Source organism: Streptomyces sp. NPDC091412, from assembly GCF_044756885.1.
GTDB lineage: Bacteria > Actinomycetota > Actinomycetes > Streptomycetales > Streptomycetaceae > Streptomyces.
On the sequence record NZ_JBIVTV010000004.1, the window covers coordinates 629,622 to 650,534 of the forward strand.

The 20,913-nt window shown below is 71.8% G+C and carries 18 protein-coding genes and 3 tRNA genes; 10 read left to right on the forward strand and 11 right to left on the reverse strand.

The features are described from left to right. Positions 1 to 3: 3 nt before the first annotated feature. Positions 4 to 621 (reverse strand): class F sortase, encoded by a 618-nt coding sequence (locus ACIQMV_RS14075; RefSeq protein ID WP_402592828.1) that lies wholly within the window; start codon positions 619 to 621, stop codon positions 4 to 6. A 171-nt stretch (positions 622 to 792) separates the two neighbouring features. Then, positions 793 to 1,326, reverse strand: coding sequence for a hypothetical protein (locus tag ACIQMV_RS14080; RefSeq protein WP_373996195.1), 534 nt, complete (start codon positions 1,324 to 1,326; stop codon positions 793 to 795). Between the two features lie 446 nt (positions 1,327 to 1,772). Between ACIQMV_RS14080 and ACIQMV_RS14085 the strand changes: the two genes are divergently transcribed. Beyond that, positions 1,773 to 2,177: a nuclear transport factor 2 family protein gene (locus ACIQMV_RS14085; RefSeq protein WP_402592829.1), complete on the forward strand. Its 405-nt coding sequence runs from the start codon at positions 1,773 to 1,775 to the stop codon at positions 2,175 to 2,177. Between the two features lie 304 nt (positions 2,178 to 2,481). Here ACIQMV_RS14085 and ACIQMV_RS14090 read toward each other — a convergent pair whose 3' ends face one another. Then, positions 2,482 to 4,125, reverse strand: coding sequence for a M4 family metallopeptidase (locus ACIQMV_RS14090; protein ID WP_402592830.1), 1,644 nt, complete (start codon positions 4,123 to 4,125; stop codon positions 2,482 to 2,484). Between the two features lie 133 nt (positions 4,126 to 4,258). Between ACIQMV_RS14090 and ACIQMV_RS14095 the strand changes: the two genes are divergently transcribed. Beyond that, complete coding sequence (locus tag ACIQMV_RS14095) at positions 4,259 to 4,720, forward strand: gamma-glutamylcyclotransferase family protein (protein ID WP_253266187.1); 462 nt, start codon at positions 4,259 to 4,261, stop codon at positions 4,718 to 4,720. Positions 4,721 to 4,923: 203 nt separating this feature from the next. On the opposite strand, the gene ACIQMV_RS14100 is transcribed toward ACIQMV_RS14095, so the two are convergent. Next, positions 4,924 to 5,637: a vancomycin high temperature exclusion protein gene (locus tag ACIQMV_RS14100; RefSeq protein ID WP_141361151.1), complete on the reverse strand. Its 714-nt coding sequence runs from the start codon at positions 5,635 to 5,637 to the stop codon at positions 4,924 to 4,926. A gap of 332 nt (positions 5,638 to 5,969) precedes the next feature. Between ACIQMV_RS14100 and ACIQMV_RS14105 the strand changes: the two genes are divergently transcribed. The 4 genes from ACIQMV_RS14105 to ACIQMV_RS14120 all read left to right on the forward strand — a co-directional run bounded on the left by ACIQMV_RS14105 (position 5,970) and on the right by ACIQMV_RS14120 (position 12,099). Beyond that, entirely contained in the window at positions 5,970 to 7,316 is a 1,347-nt protein-coding gene (locus ACIQMV_RS14105) for a deoxyguanosinetriphosphate triphosphohydrolase (protein WP_402592831.1), read from the forward strand. A 194-nt stretch (positions 7,317 to 7,510) separates the two neighbouring features. Next, positions 7,511 to 8,776, forward strand: a complete 1,266-nt coding sequence (locus ACIQMV_RS14110; protein WP_402592832.1) for an NAD(P)/FAD-dependent oxidoreductase — start codon at positions 7,511 to 7,513, stop codon at positions 8,774 to 8,776. Between the two features lie 39 nt (positions 8,777 to 8,815). Next, positions 8,816 to 10,726, forward strand: a complete 1,911-nt coding sequence (gene dnaG, locus ACIQMV_RS14115; protein WP_402592833.1) for a DNA primase — start codon at positions 8,816 to 8,818, stop codon at positions 10,724 to 10,726. A 167-nt stretch (positions 10,727 to 10,893) separates the two neighbouring features. Then, a complete protein-coding gene (locus ACIQMV_RS14120; RefSeq protein WP_402592834.1) occupies positions 10,894 to 12,099 on the forward strand; it encodes an RNA polymerase sigma factor in 1,206 nt (401 codons plus the stop codon). Positions 12,100 to 12,151: 52 nt separating this feature from the next. Here ACIQMV_RS14120 and ACIQMV_RS14125 read toward each other — a convergent pair whose 3' ends face one another. The 4 genes from ACIQMV_RS14125 to ACIQMV_RS14140 all read right to left on the reverse strand — a co-directional run bounded on the left by ACIQMV_RS14125 (position 12,152) and on the right by ACIQMV_RS14140 (position 17,939). Beyond that, positions 12,152 to 14,080, reverse strand: a complete 1,929-nt coding sequence (locus ACIQMV_RS14125; protein WP_402592835.1) for an ABC transporter ATP-binding protein — start codon at positions 14,078 to 14,080, stop codon at positions 12,152 to 12,154. After that, the gene (locus ACIQMV_RS14130; RefSeq protein ID WP_141361163.1) at positions 14,080 to 15,813 is read right to left on the reverse strand and encodes an ABC transporter ATP-binding protein; all 1,734 of its coding nucleotides are present in this window, start codon (positions 15,811 to 15,813) and stop codon (positions 14,080 to 14,082) included. Before ACIQMV_RS14130 ends, ACIQMV_RS14125 begins: the two co-directional genes overlap by 1 nt. 277 nt (positions 15,814 to 16,090) lie before the next feature. Continuing rightward, positions 16,091 to 17,545 carry an FGGY-family carbohydrate kinase gene (locus ACIQMV_RS14135; protein WP_402592836.1) on the reverse strand — a complete coding sequence of 485 codons (1,455 nt, stop codon included), beginning with the start codon at positions 17,543 to 17,545 and terminating at the stop codon, positions 16,091 to 16,093. 91 nt (positions 17,546 to 17,636) lie between these two features. After that, positions 17,637 to 17,939 carry a YtxH domain-containing protein gene (locus tag ACIQMV_RS14140; protein ID WP_141361167.1) on the reverse strand — a complete coding sequence of 101 codons (303 nt, stop codon included), beginning with the start codon at positions 17,937 to 17,939 and terminating at the stop codon, positions 17,637 to 17,639. A gap of 146 nt (positions 17,940 to 18,085) precedes the next feature. Between ACIQMV_RS14140 and ACIQMV_RS14145 the strand changes: the two genes are divergently transcribed. The 3 genes from ACIQMV_RS14145 (at position 18,086) to ACIQMV_RS14155 (ending at position 18,502) form a co-directional block, all read left to right on the forward strand. Next, positions 18,086 to 18,158, forward strand: a tRNA-Asn gene (locus ACIQMV_RS14145). A gap of 5 nt (positions 18,159 to 18,163) precedes the next feature. Further along, a tRNA-Asn gene (locus ACIQMV_RS14150) sits at positions 18,164 to 18,236 on the forward strand. A 189-nt stretch (positions 18,237 to 18,425) separates the two neighbouring features. Beyond that, positions 18,426 to 18,502 (forward strand) — tRNA-Ile (locus ACIQMV_RS14155). 160 nt (positions 18,503 to 18,662) lie between these two features. Here the strand turns inward: ACIQMV_RS14155 and ACIQMV_RS14160 are convergent. The 3 genes from ACIQMV_RS14160 to ACIQMV_RS14170 form a co-directional block, all read right to left on the reverse strand. Beyond that, a complete protein-coding gene (locus ACIQMV_RS14160; protein ID WP_172632976.1) occupies positions 18,663 to 18,824 on the reverse strand; it encodes a hypothetical protein in 162 nt (53 codons plus the stop codon). A gap of 66 nt (positions 18,825 to 18,890) precedes the next feature. Further along, the gene (locus ACIQMV_RS14165; RefSeq protein WP_402592837.1) at positions 18,891 to 19,238 is read right to left on the reverse strand and encodes an ANTAR domain-containing response regulator; all 348 of its coding nucleotides are present in this window, start codon (positions 19,236 to 19,238) and stop codon (positions 18,891 to 18,893) included. A gap of 48 nt (positions 19,239 to 19,286) precedes the next feature. Beyond that, on the reverse strand, positions 19,287 to 19,568 hold the full coding sequence (locus tag ACIQMV_RS14170; protein ID WP_402592838.1) for an STAS domain-containing protein: 282 nt from the start codon (positions 19,566 to 19,568) through the stop codon (positions 19,287 to 19,289). Between the two features lie 387 nt (positions 19,569 to 19,955). Between ACIQMV_RS14170 and ACIQMV_RS14175 the strand changes: the two genes are divergently transcribed. Next, positions 19,956 to 20,909: an anti-sigma factor RsbA family regulatory protein gene (locus ACIQMV_RS14175; RefSeq protein WP_402592839.1), complete on the forward strand. Its 954-nt coding sequence runs from the start codon at positions 19,956 to 19,958 to the stop codon at positions 20,907 to 20,909. Positions 20,910 to 20,913 lie beyond the last annotated feature (4 nt).

Sequence of the window (20,913 nt, forward strand, 5' to 3'; positions counted from 1 at the left end):
GGTTCAGCGGTTGCCGGTCAGGTGGGCGAAGACGACCACGTTGCCCTGGTAGCCGGTGGTCCTCGAGTAGCCGCCGCCGCAGGTGATGACGCGCAGTTCCGGGCGCTTGGCGGCGCCGTAGACCTTCTCGTCGGGGAAGTCCTTGGTCTCGTAGACCTCGATGGCGTCCACGGTGAAGACGGCGACCCCGCCGTCCCGGCGGTCCACCTCGATGGTGCTGCCCTTCTTCAGGGCGCCGAGGTTGTAGAAGACGGCCGGTCCCCGGGCGTTGTCGACATGGCCGGCGACGATCGCGGTGCCCCGCTCGCCGGGGGTGGTGCCGGCCTCGTACCAGCCGGCCAGGTTCTTGTTGTCGGCGGGAGGGGCTTCGAGGCTGCCGGACTTCGTCAGGGCGAGGCCGGTCAGGGGGGCGTCGATCCGGATGGAGGGGATGCGGATGCGCAGGGGCGGGGACGGCGGCAGCGCGGGGGCGGCGCGGGCTTCCTCACCGGGGTCGAGCACGCCCTCCGCCGCACCGGGCTGGGGCGGGGCCTGCGACTCGGCGCCGCTGTGCAGCAGCCAGGCGCCGGAGCAGAAGGCGACCACGGTGACGGTCGCTATCGCGGTGTTGCCTATGCGCATACGGACGACCCCTCTCGGAACCCCGCGGGATTCCTTCCGGCCCCCCTTTCGGCCCCTCAGGACCCCTCCCGGACTCGGTGCCCCGCACCCCCCTCCGGGCCGCGAGGGGCGTCGCACCCGGAAGGGGGCGGGGGTATGCGGTACCGGCGGACGGACAGCGGAGGGTGTCCGTCAGATCCCGTCGCCTCTCGCCCGGCGATGCAGGAGCCAGGTACCGCCCGCGGCGGCGACGGCGAGAGCCGCCACACCGGCCGCGGTCTTCACGGGGTCGCGGTCCTGCGCGCCGCCGACCCCTGTCTTCATGCTTCCCCGGGGTTCCACCTGCTCCTGCGCGGCCATCAGCGTGACGACCAGGTCGCCCCTGACCTCCTGGTCGCCCTCGGCGCACTGCGCGACGATCTCGTACGTCCCCGGCTGCGCGCTGTCCGGAACCCGGAACCGCCCGACCGCCTCGCCCTCGCGCGTGCTGGGCGCCAGCATGAAGGGACCCGCGCCGACCGCGCTGGCGTCACCCGCCGCGGACGCCTTCTTGCCGCACCCCGTGGTGTTCACCGTGACCTGACCGCCCGGCTGGACCGCGTACGGATTCACCTCCAGGCGGCCACCGGCCGCGGCGTACGCGGGCGCGGCCAGACCGCCCACGGCGGCCGCGGTGAGCACGGCCCCGGCCATGGCCCTGGCCGGCCGGCGGGCGATACGTCGCATCGGTGCTCCTCCGGGCTCTGCGGTGGGGCCGCGGCCCGCGACACCCGGGTGTGCCGCCGTCGGCCGTGCCCCTGCCCTGACGAGGTAAGTGGCCCGGCGCCGCTCCCGCTTGCTGAAGGTCCGTCAGAAATACGGCGAACGGGTGGCCGGACCACCCGCCCCGGACCGCCCCGCGGTCAACGTTTCCGCAGGTCAGGGCCGATCTCCTGACGGCATGTCGGAGACCACCCGGAAGGGCGCGGCGCGTGGGGGTGAACGGGTGCCGACCACGGGCGTCGTGACCCCTGGCTCCCAGCGCCACGCGCAGGGTCCCCGAGTCGCCGCGTCGGGCGGTCTACGCTGCCACCGTTGCCCATGACGTTCGACGGCCGAGCGCCCTGGGAGTACGCCTCGAAGCGTTCCCGGGTACCCGGTTCGCTCCGGCCGCCCGAGGAAGGGACGATGCGATGGCTCCTGACATCTGGACCAGGGCCGCGATCGAGGAACACTGGCTGGCGTCGGAACGTGGGGACACCGAAGCCGAGCACGCCATCTACGCCGCGGACGCGATCCTCGACTACCCCCAGTCGGGTGAACGGTTCCGGGGCCGCGCGACGATCTCGGCGCAACGCGGCGGGCACCCCGCCAGTCGGCACTTCACCGTCCAGCGGATCACCGGCGGCGGGGCTCTGTGGGTGAGCGAGTGTGTCATCACCTACGACGGGGTGCCCACCTACTCGGTGAGCATCATGGAGTTCGCCCACGGACAAGTGGTGCACGAGACGCAGTACTTCGCGGACGCCTTCGGCGCACCCGAATGGCGCACGGCACTCGCGGAGCCGATGCCGGGCAGGAACATCACCAGGGCCTGACCCGTTGCCGGACCTGCATGGCAAGGTCCGCCATTGACGTGCTGCCCGGAGGTGCCTCAGCGTTCACGTCGTCGGACGGCAAGCGCGGTCGACGGAATTTTCAGCGCGTTCAACCGGACCAGAAGCTCTTCCTCTTGTTCCCGTGTGACGGTGATCCACAGGGACGTTCCCGAGTCACCGGCGCTGAAGACACTCACACGGCCGGCCGGAAGGCCGTTCAGGCGGTTGTCCGGTGGAGCCGGGCGTACTGCGGCCGCCCCGGCCGGGAAGGCGAGGGCGGCCGTAGTGCTTGGGGACGGGGCGGTCAGTTCACGTTGGTCGCGCTCCAGGCCGCTGCCACCGCGTTGTACTCCGTGCTGCCGGCGCCGTAGAGGTCCTTGGCGGCGTTCAGGGTCGCCGTCCTCGCGCCCGCGTACTTCGTGGAGGACGTCATGTAGACCGTCAGGGCCCGGTACCAGATCTTGCCGAGCTTGTCGCGGCCGATGCCCGTCACCGAGGAGTTGTTGCAGGTGGGGGAGTCGTAGGCGACGCCGTTGACGGTCCTGACGCCGCTGCCCTCGGCGAGCAGGTAGGCGAAGTGGTTGGCGACGCCGGAGGAGTAGTGGACGTCGAGGTTGCCCACCGAACTGCTCCAGCAGTCGGCCGAACTGCCGTCCTTGGACGGCTTGTCCATGTAGCGCAGGGCCGACTTGCCGAAGCCGGAGCGGACGATCTTCTCGCCGATCAGGTAGTCCCCGGGGTCCGAGGGGTTGTCGGCGTACCACTCCACCAGCGTGCCCAGGATGTCCGAGGTGGCCTCGTTCAGACCGCCGGACTCGCCCGAGTACGTCAGTGCCGCCGTCTTCGACGTCACGCCGTGGCTCATCTCGTGGCCGGCCACGTCGAGGGCGACCAGCGGGCCGAACGTGGTGCCGTCACCGTCGCCGTACGTCATGCAGAAGCAACTGTCGTCCCAGAAGGCGTTGTTGTAGTTGCTGCCGTAGTGGACGCGGTTGTACGAGCCCTTGCCGTCGCCCGCGATGCCGTTGCGGCCGTGGACGTTCTTGTAGTAGTCCCAGGTCTCGTTGGTGCCGTACTGCGCGTCGACCGCCGCCGTCGCGCGGTCCGCGGTCGTGCCCGTGCCCCAGTGGTTGTCGGCGTCCGTGAACAGCGTGGCGGGGGCGCGCTGGAAGCAGATGCCGAAGATGCACAGGTCGGTCTTGTTCTCCGCGTCGCCCGTGTACGTGTTGCCCCGCGTCGGGTCCTTGAGCTGGTACGTCGAGCCCGAGAGCGTGGTCTCCAGGGGCACCGTTCCGCTGTAGAGCGACTGGCCGTCGCCCGTCGCCGTCTCGACGCTGTCCCAGGCGTCGATCTGCGCGCCCGTGCGGGCGTCGGTCAGCACCGTACGGGCCACCGGGTTGCCGAGCGAGTCCAGCCCGACCGCGTTGGTGCGCCAGGCCAGGCGCGGGGCGCCGTGCAGGGCGTCGACGATCAACTCCGGCTTGGCCTTGACCTGTTGCAGCTTCGTGTCCTGGTTCTCCGCGCGCAGCGCGTTCACCGCGAGGTCGGCCGCCTTCGGGGCGGGGAGCCCGGGCGTGGTGCTCGCGAGGGAGACCGTGCCCTTCGAGGCCCGGTTGGCGCCGCGGTAGCTGCCGTCCGCAGCTAGATGGACGATGAAGTCACCTCCCAGCACGGGCAGTTGGTGGTACGTGCGGTCGTAGCGGACGTGCTGCGCGCCGTCCTTGTCGACGATCACGTCCCGTACGGTGGTGGCCTCGGCTGAGGTGAGGCCCAGGGCGGTGGAGTGGTTCACGAGCGCCGACGCGGCGTTGTGGATCGCGGCGGCCCGGTCGGGTCTGCCCTCCGCGTGCGCGGCGGGGGAGAGGGCGGCGGCCAGCAGGGTGGCGGTGGTGGCGGCCACACCGGCCGTGGCAAGGCGGGAAGCTCGGATGTGCCGTGTCCGACTCATCGGTCTCCTTGAGCGCGGGCGCCCAGCGGGCGCTTGGGGGTTGCGCTGGCGTTGACAGAAGATTTAAGTGCTCATGACATGTCATGTCCATAGCGTCCACAGGATGGGTGTGTGGGGGGAGAGAATCGTTTCCGTGACGACTTCGACTGCTCCGACGCCGCCGCCCGCACCGCTTCCGTTCTTCGTCTACGGCACCCTGCGCCCCGGCGAGGGCAACCACGGCCTGTTCCTGCGCGGCCGCACCCGCTCCGAGGAGCCCGCCCGGCTGTCCGGCGTGGTGCTCTACGACGGGCCCGGCTATCCCTACGCCGTGGAGGAACCCGGCGGGCTGGTGCGGGGCGACCTCGTCGCCGCCCGGCCGGACGAGTACGGCGAGGTGCTCACCGCCCTGGACCGGCTGGAGGGATACGTGGCCGGCGACCCGCGCAGCCTCTACGAACGCATCGAGCGCGAGGTGGTCCGCGAGACCGACGGAGCGACCGTACGCGCCTGGGTCTACGTCGCCGGACCGTCCGTCACCCGCCAACTGCGCACCGAGGGCGTGCGCATCGAGGGCGGGGACTGGCGAACGCGGCACGCGCGGCACCGGGTCTGACGGGCGGCGTCGCGGCCGGGGGCCGGGTCGGCGGCCTTCCGGGTGCGAAGACCGCCTGCCGTGGGCACGAGCATGGCGTGCGGGAAGTCCGTCTCGGCGCCGGCCGGTTCACCGCCGGCCGACACGCGCTCGGCCCTGCGGCGTCCGCCCTGCCCTGCGGCGTCCGCCCCGCCCTGCCGCGTTAGCCCGCCCTGCGGCGGGCCCTACCCGGCGTCGGCCAGGGCCCTGGCCACCCCGTGCTCCGTGCGGCCCAGGAACTTCGGGTCGGGCTGGAACACCGCCTCCAGGGCCGCCTTGCCGGCCGCGAACACCTCGCGGGTGCCGCCGTAGTACCAGGTGACGTCGTGCTTGGCGTCGACGCCGACACCGTAGGAGTCGATGCCCGCCGCGTCGCACAGGGCGACCGCCCGCCGGACGTGGAACCCCTGGGTGACCAGGACCGCCCGGTCCACGCCGAAGATCTTCTTCGCGCGGACGCAGGAGCTCCAGGTGTCGAAGCCGGCGTAGTCGCTCACGATCCGGACACCGGGCACGCCCCGCTTGGTCAGGTACGTGCGCATCGCGTCCGGCTCGTCGTAGTCCTCGCGGCTGTTGTCGCCGGTCACCAGGAGGACCTTGACCCGGCCCTCGTGGTACAGCTTCGCCGCCGCGTCCAGCCGGTGCGCCAGGTACGGCGACGGCTCCCCGTCCCACAGGCCCGCGCCGAAGACCACGGCCACGTCGGTGCGCGGCGCGTCCGCCGTGGTGCGCAGCCGGTCGCCGGCCACGACGTACATCCAGGTCGCAGGGAGCAGGGCCAGCACGCACCCGGCCATCACCGCCCGCACCAGCAGCCGCCGCCCGGCACGGGTGCGCGGCAGGCGCGGACGTGTCCACGACGGTCGGCGCGGCAGGCGCGGCGTATGCGTCAGGCGCATCGGTCAGTCCCCTCCCCAGGCGGCCCCACGGCCCTCGATCAGCAAGGACGCGGCGCACGCCACCCCGGTTCACCCGCCCCTGCCCCCATTCTCGTGACGGCGGGTACGGCGGGTACGGCGGGTACGGCGGGTACGGCGGGTACGGCGGGTACGGCGGGTACGGCGGGTACGGCGGTTACGGCGGGTACGGCAGACAGAGCAGACAACAGCCGGCGGAGTCCGGGCAGGGGCCCGCGCCCGCCACGGCCCGGCGGGCGGGACACGCACACCGTCGCGCACCGGAGACGGACGGTGACATCCCGATTGTCGGTACCTGCGCTTACTGTCGAATCATGGAAGGGACCGCATCCGAAGCAGCCCGGCCGCGCGAGCACACCCCCCGGCCGCCCGAGAACCACGTGCCGCCCGCCGGCTACGAGGCGCCGGCCGTCGAGCGGTGGGCCGCCGAGCCGGACAAGCGGCCGGGGCGTACCGCCTTCCAGCGCGACCGCGCGCGCGTACTGCACTCCGCGGCCCTCAGACGGCTGGCCGGAAAGACCCAGGTGGTCACACCCGGCGAGTACGGTCAGGCCTGGGACGCCAGTCCCCGCACCCGGCTCACCCACTCGCTCGAATGCGCCCAGGTCGGCCGTGAGCTGGGCGCCGCCCTCGGCTGCGACCCCGACCTGGTGGAGGCGGCCTGCCTCTCCCACGACCTGGGCCACCCGCCCTTCGGGCACAACGGCGAACAGGCGCTGAACGAGTTCGCGCGGGACTGCGGCGGTTTCGAGGGCAACGCCCAGTCCCTGCGCCTGCTCACCCGCATCGAGCCCAAGCGGTTCGTCGTCGACGCCGCCACGGACGAACTCGTCAGCGTCGGCCTCAATCTCACCCGCGCCGCCCTCGACGCCGCCACCAAGTACCCCTGGCCGCGCGGCGCCCACCCCACCGACCCGGCCTCGCCCAAGTTCGGTGTCTACGAGGACGACAGACCGGTCTTCGACTGGGTGCGCAAGGACGCGCCCGGCACCCGCACCTGCTTCGAGGCCCAGGTCATGGACTGGGCGGACGACGTGGCGTACTCGGTGCACGACGTGGAGGACGGGCTGCACGCCGGCCACATCGACCCGGGCTGCCTGCACGCCGAACCCGAGCGGCAGGAGGTGTTCGCGGTCGCCGTCGGCCGCTACGTCCCGGCCGGCACCGACCCCGAGGAACTTGCCGAGGCCCTCGACCGCCTCCTGGACCAGGAGTGGTGGCCGCACGGATACGACGGATCGGCCGTCGCCCAGGCCCGCCTGAAGGACGCCACCAGCCAGCTCATCGGCCGCTTCTGCCTGGCCGCCGAGGGCGCCACCCGGCAGGCGTACGGCAGCGGCGGTCTCACGCGCTACGGCGCGGAGCTCGTCGTCCCCCGGACCACCCGAATGGAGTGCGCGGTCCTCAAGGCCGTCGCCGACCGGTACGTCATGCAGCGCGCCGAGCAGGAGCGGCTGCGCGCCGACCAGCGGATCGTGGTGGCCGAGCTGGCCGAGGCACTGACCGCCCGCGCCCCCCACGGCCTCGACCCCCAGTTCCGCGCCCTGTTCGACCAGGCCGCCGACGACCGTGCGCGCAAGCGCGTGCTCGTCGACCAGATCGCCTCCCTCACCGACGCCTCGGCCCGTTCGCTCCACGCGCGCCTGAGAGGGCACGCATGACTTCGGGAGAGCGCGCATGACATTGACAGCAGGTTTACGGACACCCGTGGTACGGGTGGGACCCGAGTGAACCCAGTGACCCCGACCGGGTCCCCAGGTGACCCTCCGTGGCCTGATCGGGCCACTCCCCCTTCCCGCACCACGCTCCGTGCGGGACGCTCCCATGTGGCGGCACCCTTACGAGGAGGCATCAAGTGGTCGACGCGGATCAGACATTCGTCATCGTCGGAGGAGGTCTCGCCGGCGCCAAGGCGGCCGAGACCCTGCGCGCGGAGGGCTTCAGCGGCCGCGTGATCCTCGTGTGCGACGAGCGCGACCACCCCTACGAGCGGCCGCCGCTGTCCAAGGGCTACCTGCTCGGCAAGGAGGAGCGCGACAGCGTCTTCGTGCACGAGCCCGCCTGGTACGCGCAGAACGACATCGAGCTGCACCTCGGCCAGACGGTCGTCGCGATCGACCGCGCCGCCAGGACCGTCCACTACGGCGACGACGGCACCCATGTGCGCTACGACAAGCTGCTGCTGGCCACCGGCGCCGAACCGCGCCGCCTGGACATCCCCGGCACCGACCTCGCCGGCGTCCACCACCTGCGCCGCCTCGCCCACGCCGAGCGCCTCAAGCACGTCCTGACCCATCTCGGCCGGAACAACGGCCACCTCGTCATCGCGGGCGCCGGCTGGATCGGCCTGGAGGTCGCGGCGGCGGCCCGCGAGTACGGAGCCGAGGTCACCGTCGTCGAGCCGGCCGCCACCCCGCTGCACGGCGCGCTCGGCCCCGAGCTGGGCCAGCTCTTCGCCGACCTGCACCGCGAGCACGGCGTCCGCTTCCACTTCGGCGCCCGGCTGACCGAGATCGTCGGGCAGGACGGCATGGTGCTCGCCGTCCGGACCGACGACGGCGAGGAGCACCCCTGCCACGACGTGCTCGCCGCGATCGGCGCCGCGCCGCGCCTCGCCCTGGCGGAGTCGGCGGGCCTGGAACTGGCCGACCGGGCCCACGGCGGCGGCATCAAGGTGGACGAGCGGCTGCGCACGTCCGACCCGGACATCTACGCGGCCGGCGACGTGGCCTCCTTCCCGCACGGACTGTTCGGCACCCGGCTGCGGGTGGAGCACTGGGCCAACGCGCTCAACGGCGGCCCGGCCGCGGCCCGCGCGATGCTCGGCCAGGAGGCCGTGTACGACCGCGTGCCCTACTTCTTCACCGACCAGTACGACCTGGGCATGGAGTACAGCGGCTGGGCACCCCCCGGCTCGTACGACGAGGTGGTGATCCGCGGGGACGCCGGAAAACGCGAGTTCATCGCGTTCTGGGTGAAGGAGGGCCGCGTCCTGGCCGGGATGAACGTGAACGTGTGGGACGTCACGGACCCGATCCAGCGCCTGATCCGCACGAAGGCACACGTGGACACGGAGGCGCTCGCGGACCCGCACGTGCCGCTGGACAGCCTGGTCCCGTAGCCGGACGGGAGCCTGGGCGGACCACCGTAGACTTCTGGCGTGGCAGGACGGATCAACGACGAGGACGTGAAGGCGGTACGGGACGCGGTCCCGATCGACGCCGTGGTGTCCGAGTACCTCCAGCTGCGGAACGCGGGCGGGGGCAACCTCAAGGGCCTGTGCCCGTTCCACGACGAGAAGTCTCCGTCCTTCCAGGTCAGTCCGAGCAAGGGGCTCTTCCACTGCTTCGGCTGCCAGGAGGGCGGCGACACCATCACGTTCGTGATGAAGATCGACCACCTCTCCTTCTCGGAGGTGGTCGAGCGGCTGGCCGCCCAGGCCGGCATCACCCTGCGCTACGAGGAGGGCGGGTACAACCCCGCCCACCAGCGTGGCGAGCGCATCCGCCTGGTGGAGGCGCACAAGCTGGCCGCCGACTGGTACGCCGAACAGCTCGCGACCTCCGCCGAGGCCGAGACCGGCCGGGTCTTCCTCGCCGAGCGCGGCTTCGACCAGGGCGCCGCCGTCCACTTCGGCGTCGGCTACAGCCCCCAGGGCTGGGACCACCTCACCCGCTTTCTGCGCGGCAAGGGCTTCACCGACAAGGAGCTGATCCTCTCCGGCCTCGCCCAGGAGGGCCGCCGCGGGCCCATCGACCGCTTCCGGGGCCGGCTGATGTGGCCGATCCGCGACATCGGCGGCGACGTGGTGGGCTTCGGCGCGCGCAAGCTGTACGAGGCGGACAACGGGCCGAAGTACCTCAACACCCCCGACACGGCGATCTACAAGAAGTCCCAGGTGCTGTACGGGATCGACCTGGCGAAGAAGGAGATCGCGAAGACCTCCCGCGCGGTGGTGGTCGAGGGCTACACCGACGTCATGGCCTGCCACCTGGCCGGCGTGCCGATCGCCATCGCCACCTGCGGCACGGCGTTCGGCGGCGACCACATCAAGATCCTGCGCCGGCTGCTGATGGACAACGGCTCGGCGCGTGTGATCTTCACCTTCGACGGCGACGCGGCGGGGCAGAAGGCGGCCCTGCGGGCCTTCGAGGACGACCAGAAGTTCGCCGCCGAGACCTACATCGCCATCGCGCCGGACGGCATGGACCCCTGCGACCTGCGCCTGGCCAAGGGCGACGAGGCGGTCTCCGACCTGGTCGAACCGCGCACCCCGCTCTTCGAGTTCGCGCTGCGCCAGATCGTGGCCCGCTACGACCTCGACACCCCGGCCGGCCGCGCCGCCGCCCTGGACGAGGCCGCGCCGGTCGTCGCCCGGATCAAGAACAGCGGCGCCCAGCACGAGGTCGCGGTGCAGCTCGCCGGACTGCTCGGCATCCTCGACACCCAGTTCGTGGTCAAGCGGGTGGCCCAGCTGGCCCGCTGGGCACGCGAGCGCGGCGGCCGCGGCCCGGCGCCGGACCAGCGGCAGCGGGGCCCGCAGCAGGAGTACGCCCCGACGCGTCCCGCGTCCCGTGGCCCGGCGCTCAACCTGCGCAACCCGGTCTTCGCCACCGAGCGCGAACTGCTCAAACTCGCCCTGCAGCGCCCGGAGCTGGTCTCACCGGCCTTCGATGCCTACGGCGTGGACGAGTTCACCGCCCCGTCCTACGCCGCCGTACGCCAGGCGGTCCTGGACGCGGGCGGCGCCGAGTACGGCGTGGGCGACCCCCAGGAGTACCTGGCCCGCGTCCGCGAGGCCGCCCCGGACGACACGGTCCGCGCGATGGTCACCGAGCTGGCGGTGGAGGCGATCCTGCTCCGCCGGGAGGTCGACGACGCCTACGCGGGTGCCCAGCTGGTGACGGTCCGCCGCCGTGCGGTCGAACGCCGCATCCGCGATCTCCAGAGCACGGTCGCCCGCCTCGGCACCGGCGGCGACCTCGCCCAACTGGCCTCCGCTCAGAATGAGTTGTGGATCCTCCAGCAGTACGACCAGGCTCTGCGGGAGCGCGGCACGGCGGCGCTGTGAGCATCGGCCCGACCGTCGGAGGGTCTGAGTGACCGGCCGGTCACGGACCGGACGCAAAAAGTCATCGCACGCCCCTCGTGGCGGCGATGTGTCGTACCCCACACTGGGTCCGGTTGCCTGAGTCCTCGGAGCGCTGAGTCCCCCACGGGTCCCACACCTGAGCGGCTGTGCTCCTCGCGTACGGGACGGACGGCGGCGAGGCCGCCGACTCCGCCCCCCTAGTACCGCTGCCGCACACCTCAGCAGCGATCATCCTGGAGGTCGCCCCCGTGCAGACCCAGACCCTCACCCAGACCGACATCGCCACCGGCCCGGGCCTCACCGGACCGGACCCGGACATGGGGGAGGCCGACGCCGTCCCGGCCGTACCCCCGCAGGGCCGGGGCGCGCACCGCCCCGAGGCGGAGCCGGAGGCCCCGTCCGAGGTCCCCGAGCCGGTTCCCGCCCGCACCGAGAGCGGCGGCCCCTCCTCCGACCTGTTCCGCCAGTACCTGCGGGAGATCGGCCGGATCCCGCTGCTCACCGCGGCCGAGGAGGTCGAACTGGCCCGGCGTGTGGAGGCCGGCCTGTTCGCGGAGGAGAAGCTGACCACCACTCCGGACCTGGACAGCCGGCTCGCTCTGGACCTGGACCGGATCGTCGTCCTCGGCCGGATGGCCAAGCGCCGGCTCATCGAGGCCAACCTGCGGCTCGTGGTGTCCGTGGCGAAGCGGTACGTCGGCCGGGGGCTCACCATGCTCGACCTCGTGCAGGAGGGCAACCTCGGGCTCATCCGGGCCGTGGAGAAGTTCGACTACGCCCGCGGCTACAAGTTCTCCACCTACGCCACCTGGTGGATCCGCCAGGCCATGTCCCGCGCCCTGGCCGACCAGGCCCGCACCATCCGTGTGCCCGTGCACGTCGTCGAACTCATCAACCGGGTCGTACGGGTGCAGCGGCGGATGCTCCAGGAGCGGGGCTACGAACCGGCCCCCGAGGAGGTCGCCGCCCACCTCGACCTGCCGCCCGAGCGGGTGAGCGAGGTCCTGCGGCTCGCCCAGGAGCCGGTCTCCCTGCACGCCCCGGTCGGCGAGGAGGACGAGGTCGCCCTCGGCGACCTGATCGAGGACGGAGACGCCGCCTCGCCCGTGGAGTCGGCGGCGTTCCTGCTGCTGCGCGAGCATCTGGAGGCCGTGCTGTCCACGCTGGGGGAGCGCGAGCGCAAGGTCGTGCAGCTGCGGTACGGGCTCGTCGACGGGCGCCCGCGCACGCTGGAGGAGATAGGGCGCCTCTTCGGCGTGACGCGGGAGCGGATCCGCCAGATCGAGTCCAAGACCCTCAACAAGCTGCGCGACCACGCCTTCGCCGACCAGCTCCGCGGCTACCTGGACTGACCCCAGGGGCCGCTCACCCCGGGCGAGCGGCCCCTGGCAGAAGCACCGACGGTCAGTCCACCTCGGCGACCGCCTGCGCGAACTGCGCCTTGTACAGGCGCGCGTACGCCCCGTCGGCCGTCAGCAGCTCGTCGTGGGCGCCCTGCTCGACGATGGAGCCGTTCTCCATGACGAGGATGGTGTCCGCGTCCCGGATCGTGGAGAGCCGGTGCGCGATGACGAACGACGTCCTGCCGTGCTGGAGTTTGGCCATCGCCTTCTGGATCAGCACCTCGGTACGGGTGTCGACCGAGCTGGTCGCCTCGTCCAGGACGAGGATCACCGGGTCGGACAGGAACGCCCGCGCGATGGTGATGAGCTGCTTCTCACCGGCGCTCACCCCGGAGCCCTCGTCGTCGATCACGGTGTCGTAGCCGTCGGGCAGCGTACGGACGAACCGGTCGGCGTGCGCGGCCCGCGCCGCCTCCTCGATCTCGCCGCGGGTGACCTCGCGGGAGGCGCCGTAGGCGATGTTCTCCGCGATGGTGCCGCCGAACAGCCAGGTGTCCTGGAGCACCATGCCGATCCCGGACCGCAGTTCGTCACGCGACATCTTCCCGATGTCGATGCCGTCGAGCGTGATGCGCCCGCCGGTGACGTCGTAGAACCGCATGAGCAGGTTGACCAGCGTGGTCTTGCCCGCGCCGGTCGGGCCGACGATCGCGACCGTGTGGCCCGGCTCCACCGTCAGCGAGAGGTCCTCGATGAGCGGCTTGTCGGGGTCGTAGCGGAACGACACGTGCTCCAGCGCGACCCGTCCGCGCAGCTCCTCCGGCCGCACGCCCGGCACCGGATCCGCCGTCTGCTCCTCGGCGTCCAGCAGTTCGAAGACGCGCTCGGCCGAGGCGACCCCGGACTGCACCAGGTTCGCCATCGACGCCACCTGGGTCAGCGGCATCGAGAACTGCCGCGAGTACTGGATGAAGGCCTGCACGTCGCCGATGGACAGCGTGCCCGACGCGACCCGGAGACCGCCGACGACGGCCACCAGCACGTAGTTGATGTTCGAGACGAACATCATCAGCGGCTGCATGACGCCGCTGTTGAACTGCGCCTTGAACCCGGCCTCGTACAGCGCCTCGTTCTGCTCGGCGAACTGCTTCGCCGACTCCTCCTGCCGCCCGAACACCTTCACCAGGGTGTGCCCGGTGTACATCTCCTCGATGTGCGCGTTGAGCCGGCCCGTCGAGCGCCACTGCTGCACGAAGTGCGGCTGCGACCGCTTGCCCACGCGCGTGGCGACGACGAACGACAGCGGCACGGTCACCAGCGCGACCAGCGCCAGGATCCAGGAGACGTAGAACATCATGACGAGCACGCCGATGATGGTCAGCATCGAGTTGATCAGCTGGCCCATCGACTGGTTCAGGGTCTGCCCGATGTTGTCGATGTCGTTGGTGGCGCGGGAGAGCACCTCGCCGCGCTGGCGCTTGTCGAAGTACGACAGCGGCAGCCGCGACAGCTTCGTCTGCACGTCCTCGCGCATCCGGAACATGGTCCGGTTCACCGAACGGTTCACCAGCCGCGTCGCCACCGCCATCAGCAGGCCGGCCACCAGGAACGTACCCAGCGCGAACAGCAGGACCTCGCCGACGGCACCGAAGTCGATGCCCTTGCCGGGCGTGAAGTCGGCGCTCTTCAGCATGTCGGCGATCGAGCCCTCGCCGCGCTCCCGCATGGAGGCGAGGACCTCGTCCTTGGTCGCCCCGGCCGGCATCTGCCGGCCGACGATCCCCGCGAAGACCAGGTCGGTGGCCTTGCCGAGGATCTTCGGCCCGATCACGCTGAGCGTGACGCTCACGACCACGCACAGCACCAGTGCGGCGATCGTGATCCGTTCGGGTCTGAACTGGGTGATGAGCCGCTTGCCCGACGTCTTGAAATCCATCGAGCGGTTGTCGGGCCCGGCCCCGGACATCATCCGCCCCATCGGCCCGGCCATCAGGCAGCCTCCGCTTCCGTCAGCTGGGAGAGCACGATCTCCCGGTAGGTCTCGTTGTCCGCCATCAGTTCGCGGTGGCGGCCGGTGCCGACGACCCGTCCCTCGTCCAGGACGACGATCCGGTCGGCATCGCGGATGGTCGCGACGCGCTGGGCGACGATGACGACGGTCGCCTCGGAGGTCTCGTGCCCCAGCGCCGCCCGCAGGGCCGCGTCGGTGGCGTAGTCGAGGGCCGAGAAGGAGTCGTCGAAGAGGTAGATCTCCGGGCGCTGCACCAGGGTGCGGGCGATGGCCAGGCGCTGGCGCTGGCCGCCGGAGACGTTGGTGCCGCCCTGGGCGATCGGCGCGTCCAGGCCGCTCTCCAGCTTGCTGACGAAGTCCTTGGCCTGTGCCACCTCCAGCGCGTGCCACAGCTCCTCGTCGGTGGCGTCCGGGTTGCCGTAGCGCAGGTTGGTCGCCACCGTGCCCGCGAACAGGTACGGCTTCTGCGGCACCAGGCCGACCGTCCTGGCGAGCAGCTCCGGCTCCACGGTGCGTACGTCCACGCCGTCGACGAGGACCTCCCCGTCGGTCGCGTCGAACAGCCGGGGCACCAGGCCGAGCAGGGTGGACTTGCCGCTGCCGGTCGAGCCGATGACGGCGGTCACCTCGCCGGGGCGGGCGAGCAGGTCGATGGCCCTCAGGACGGGCTCCTCGGCGCCCGGGTAGCGGAAGCCGGCGCCGCGGATCTCCAGATGGCCGTGGCGGCGCAGCTCGGTCACGGGCGCGACGGGCGGCACGACGCTGGACTCGGTGTCCAGCACCTCCTGGATGCGCTCGGCGCACACCTCCGCGCGCGGCACCATCATGAACATGAAGGTGGCCATCATGACCGACATCACGATCTGCATCAGATAGGCGAGGAACGCGGTCAGGTCGCCGATCTGCATCCCGCCGCTGTCGATGCGGTGGGCGCCGAACCACACCACGGCGATGGACGACAGGTTCACCACCGTCATCACGATCGGGAACATCAGCGCGAGCAGCCGGCCGGTGGCCAGCGACATCTCCGTCAGGTCCCCGTTGGCCCCGCGGAAGCGGTCCTTCTCGTACTCGTCGCGGACGAAGGCGCGGATCACGCGGTTGCCGGTGATCTGCTCGCGCAGCACCCGGTTGACGGTGTCCAGGCGGGTCTGCATGGACCGGAACAGCGGACGCAGCCGGCGCACGATCAGGGTCACGCTGATGCCGAGCACGGGGACGACGGCGACGAGCACCGCGGACAGCGGCACGTCCAGGCCGAGGGCCAGGACGACACCGCCCACACACATGATGGGCGCCGACACCATCAGGGTGAACGTCATCAGGGCCAGCATCTGGACCTGCTGCACGTCGTTCGTCGTGCGGGTGATGAGGGAGGGCGCCCCGAAGCCGCCGACCTCGCGGGCGGAGAAGGACTGCACACGGTCGAACACCGCCGCCCGTACGTCCCGGCCGAGTGCCGAGGCGGTGCGGGCACCGTAGTAGACGGCGCCGATGTTGCACACGACCTGCGCGAGCGACATGCCGATCATCACGGCGCCGAACGTCAGGATGTAACCGGTGTCACCCTTCACCACACCGTTGTCGATGATGTGGGCGTTCAGGGTGGGCAGGTAGAGCGTGGCGCAGGTCTGCAGGAACTGCAGCAGCACCAGGAGGGCTATGGGTTTCTTGTAGGGCCTGAGATAGGTCCGCAGGAGTCGTAGGAGCACGCTGGGTCTCTCGGAGTCGGCGGTGGGGGCGGTCGATGTCCCCTGGCACCCATCGTCGAACACTCCACCCGTGTTACCTCAACCGATTAACCCGACCGCAGGTCAACGGCCGAGGCCGGGTCGTCCCTCGGCCTCACGTCGTCGGGCCCACCGCACGAGTGAACCGTTATGTCCCAAACGCCCGCGTAAGGATGCCTTTTGTGGGCAACGTGACCGACCCTTATGTCCGATAAGTCGAAAAGGCTTGCGTGGACAAAAAGGCTCGTGAGGGTGGTCGTCACCCCAGGAAGGCCCCGGGGTGAACCTGCTCACGCACCGACACGTACTGCTGGCGCACCGCCTGGCCCACCGCCAGATCCTCGCCGGGCTCCAGGATCTGGGCCACCGCGCCCTGCCAGGCCGGCGGGGTGCGCGGGTTCAGGGTGCCCTGGGAGGTGCCGAGCGCCCAGGCGGCCTGCCGGGCGGCGCCGATCGCGGCGTAGTCGGCCGGCTGCGGTACGACGACCTGTGCGCCGAACACCGAGGGCGCGACGGCCTGTACGGCGGGCAGTTCCGCGGCGGGACCGAGCAGGAAGACGCGGCGCACCTCCACGCCCCGGCCGCGCAGCACGTCGAGCGCGTCCGCGAGCCCGCACAGCATGCCCTCGAACGCGGCCCGTGCCACATGCTCCGGCTTCATCGACTCGCGCCGGAGCCCGGCGAGCATCCCGGCGGTGTGCGGCAGGCTGGGCGTCCGCTCGCCCTCCAGGTAGGGCAGCAGCACGAGTCCGTGCGAGCCCGGCGTCGACTTCATCGCCAGGTCCGACAGACCCTCCAGGTCGGGCATGCCCAGCAGTTCGGCGGTGCCGCGCAGCGCCCGCACCGCGTTCAGCGTGGTCACGACCGGCAGGTGCATGCCGGTGGCGTCGGCGAGCGAGGTGATCATCCCCGTCTGGTCGACGAGCGCCTCGGGGTGAACGGCCATCACCGAACCGGAGGCGCCGAGGGAGACGACCGCGTCGCCCAGGCCCAGCCCCAACCCGAAGGCGGCGGCCATGGTCTCCCCGGTCCCGGCCGAGATCAGCAGCCCCTCCGGGGTGGTGCCGGCCGCCTCGGCCGGGCCGATCACCTCGGGCAGCGCGGCCTGCCGGCCGAGCGCCAGCTCGACCAGGTCGGGCCGGTAGGCGCCGGTGGCGGCGGACCAGTAGCCGGTGCCGGAGGCGCCGCCGCGGTCGGTGGTGCGGCGCATCGGCCGCCCCAGCAGCTGCCACACCAGCCAGTCGTGCGCCTGGAGCAGGAGGGACGTGCGCCCGGCGGCCTCGGGCTCGTTCTTGGCGAACCAGCGCAGCTTGGTCACCGGCAGCGGGGCCTGCGGCACACAGCCGACCGCCTGCGCCCAGGCCTCCCGGCCGCCGAGCGCGTCGATCAGGTCGGCCGCGGCGACCTGCGCCCGCCGGTCGCCGCCGACCAGTGCGGGCCGCACGGTGGCGCCCTGGGCGTCGATCGGGATCAGCGCGTTCTGCTGCGCCGAGACGCCGATCGCCTGCACGCCCTCCAGGAGCCCGCCACCCGCGGCCTCCCCGAGGGACAGCAGCCAGGCCTGCGGATCGACGTCGGCGGAGCGCCCCCCGCCCTCCGGGGTCTCCACCGGATGTGGCGCAAATCCCTGCCTGAGTACGGACCCCGTGTCCGCGTCACAAACGACGATACGAGTGAAATCGGGCGAACTGTCCAACCCGGCGACTATCCCCATGGCGAAAATTCTGCCGTACCGCCGTGCTTGCTCGGGCCGCGGTCGCCCCGGCGTCGCGGTGGGTGCGCGCGGTCCCGTCGGCGCGGGCCGCTCACGTGTTGCTGGTGCCCCAGTCGTCCTCGCCGCTGCCGTTGGCGTGGGCGCGCAGGGAGCGCACCCGCTGGGCGACCGATTCGGGAACGCGGTCGCCGACCTTCTCGCTGACCGTGTGGTAAGCCTTGCCCGCGAACTGCCGGCCCTGCTGCGCCGCGGTCTCGGCGGTGTTGCGCACGGCGGGGTTCTGGGCGATCTGAAGGGCGGACTTCTTCAGTTGCTCGTAGCGCTCACGTCCGGCCCTCGTGCCCAGCACGTAACCCACGGCGATCCCTGCGATGAACGTGAGCCGGTAACGCATGACGGCCACCCTTCCCTTGCCTCGAGGTCACAGCCGGGGAGAACCGATTGGCGGAGCACCCCCCTGCTTGCGCTAATGTATGTGTCGCAGCGAGCGCGCGCCCCCTGGCGGATACCCAGGTAGGTGCGTTCGATGCAACGAGGCATTCCTCCGTAGCTCAATTGGCAGAGCAGCCGGCTGTTAACCGGCAGGTTACTGGTTCGAGTCCAGTCGGGGGAGCTCGGTCCTCCGTAGCTCAATTGGCAGAGCAGCCGGCTGTTAACCGGCAGGTTACTGGTTCGAGTCCAGTCGGGGGAGCATGCTGAACGAGGACCCTCCGGGGTCCTTTTTCATGTCCGGTTTCATGTCCCCGGGGAACCGCCGCGGCCGCGGTGAAGTCCTCAAGGTCGTGAACAGCCGCGGAAGACGACCATCCGAAGCAGGAGATCGTATGAGCGGCTATGCTGCGGCAGACGGCGCGCACACTTGTACGCGACGCGCCGCAACGGGGCGGTAGCTCAGCCGGTTAGAGCAGCGGACTCATAATCCGTCGGCCGTGGGTTCGAGTCCCACCCGCCCCACCAGGCGCTACCCGCGCAGAATCGATGTGACCAGCGGTTTCGCGGGTCACTCCCAGCAAGTCTGTGGCCCCCGGATGTGGATCCGGGGGCCATCGGCGCATGTTGGCCCGTTTTGCACTCGGCCGGAGCAACGGCAGGCGCGGACGGGCTACTGACGGGCCGCTCAGGAACGGTCGTCGGCGGGGTCGGCGGTCTCCGGCAGATCGTCGCGGTCGCCCTCGGCCTGGGAAGGGGTCGGGTACGGCGTGTCCGGCGGTCCTGCGGCGCGCTGCGTGTCCTCGTCGTCGCGTTCGCCCTCTGCCTGGGATGGGGTGTGCTCTCTCATGGTGGTGACTCCTGCGGACGGGACTGGTCACTCGTCCGCACATCGGGTACCCCGGTAGCCGGACCGTCACCGTGTCCGTGCTGCTCCGTGCCGTCCGCGGGCCGCGGTGTGTCGGGGCCGGGGGCCCGTGTGACGCGCGAGCGCGGTGCGCAGCGCGGAACGGATCTTCCCCGGCGGTGCGGGGCCGTCGTCGCGCGCGCCCGCGGTGATCGAGGCGCTCACCGCGTGCAGCTTGGTGTTGGAGCGCTGGGAGGCCTCCCGGAGGACGTTCCAGGCCTGTTCCGCGGTGCACGCGTGGGTGGCCATCAGGACGCCGCGGGCCTGGTCGATCACCGGGCGGGAGGAGATGGCCCGGCGGAGCTGTTCGACCTCCGTCCGGAGCTGGAGCAGCCGTTCCGCCCGCTCCAGGGCCACCGCGGAGGTGACCGGCGGCCGGGGCCGCTCCGGTCCCGCGATGTCGGCCTACGGGTGCGGCGGGTCCGTGGTGTCCAGGCCGGTCAGCTCCAGGACGCGGCGCGGCCGGCCCGTCCAGCCGGTCGCGGTCACCCGGACCGGGGGACGGCGGCCGTGGTCGTCGAGACTGTCCAGGAGTTCCAGTCCGGCGGTGCCCATGAACGTCACCCCGGACACGTCCAGATCGACCCGGCCGACGTCGGGCGGCAGCTCGGCCGGCGCACGGGCCAGGGCCTCCGCGCAGCCGTGCACCAGCTCCCCGCGTGCGGTGAGCGACGTCCGGTCGGCCACCGGGTCCGTGCGGACGTCGACGCGGAGCGTGCCGGCCGGGGTGTTCCGCCGTCGTGAGTGAGATCGTGATGCCGCCGCGGCCATGTCCCCGCCCCGTCCGTCCTCGGCGGCCCTCGCGCGTCTTCGCGACGTCGCCTTCCTCCTCGCCCCGGCCGGCCCGCGCCCCCGGGCACACCGCGGCGCTGCGGAGCCACGGAACCCCGGCGGTGCTGCCATTGCGCCTGCCCGCTCCCCGTACGACTGCACACGCACGGGAACGAGCCTTGTCGTGGATGCGGTGGGGTACGCGTAAGGCGTAGGTGCCGGACGGCGCGGGACAGGGGGCGTCGCGTCCGGGGCAACGGAGATGTTCTGGCCCGAGCTGCCGGGGATGGAGGTGTCGACGTCATGACCGCGACCGCGGAACCCTTCGTCCACCCCGCCCTGTTCTACCGGGACGAGCGGGAGTACCTCGCGGGCACCGTGCCCTTCGTGCGCGACGGACTGGCGTCGGGCGAGCCGGTCGCGGTGGCCGTCCCCGGCGACAACCTCCGTCTGATCGAGACCGGTCTGGGTGCCGACGCCCGGTCCGTACGGCTGCTCGACATGCGCGAGGTCGGGCGCAACCCCGGCCGGATCATCCCCGCGGTGCTGCGGGCCTTCGCCGACGCCCAGCCGCCCGGCCGCCGGGTGCGGATCATCGGCGAGCCGGTCTGGGCCGGCCGTACGTCCGTCGAATACCCGGCCTGCGCCCAGCACGAGGCACTGATCAACCCGGCCTTCCAGGGCCGCGAGGTCACCATCCTGTGCCCCTACGACGCCACCCGCCTCGACGGGCGGGCCCTCGCCGACGCGCACGCCACCCACCCCGTGGTCATCCCCTCCGGCGGCACCGGGCACCGGGAGAGCGCCGCCTACGCCCCCGAGCAGGTCGTCGACCGGTACAACAAGCCGCTGCCGCCGGTGCCGGACGCGCTGTCCTTCTCCTTCACGGAGCAGACGCTGTCGCAGGCCCGGCACGTCGCCGTCGCCGAGGGCGCGCGGCTCGGGCCCGCGGCCACCCGGCTGGAGGACCTGGCCCTGTCCGTGGCCGAGCTGACCACCAACAGCGTGGTTCACGGCGGCGGTTCGGGCGAGCTGCGGGTGTGGGCGCAGGACGGCTGCGTGCTGTGCGAGGTGCGGGACAAGGGCCGCCTGGACGATCCGCTGGCCGGTCGCCGGCCCGTCCCCCGCGAGCAGCGCGGCGGACGCGGTCTGCTGCTGGTCAACCTCGTCGCCGACCTGGTCCGCGTGCACTCGGGCGCGGAGGGCACCACCGTCCGCTGCTGGTTCGCCGACCGACCGCCACCGGGGCCCGGGTGACCCG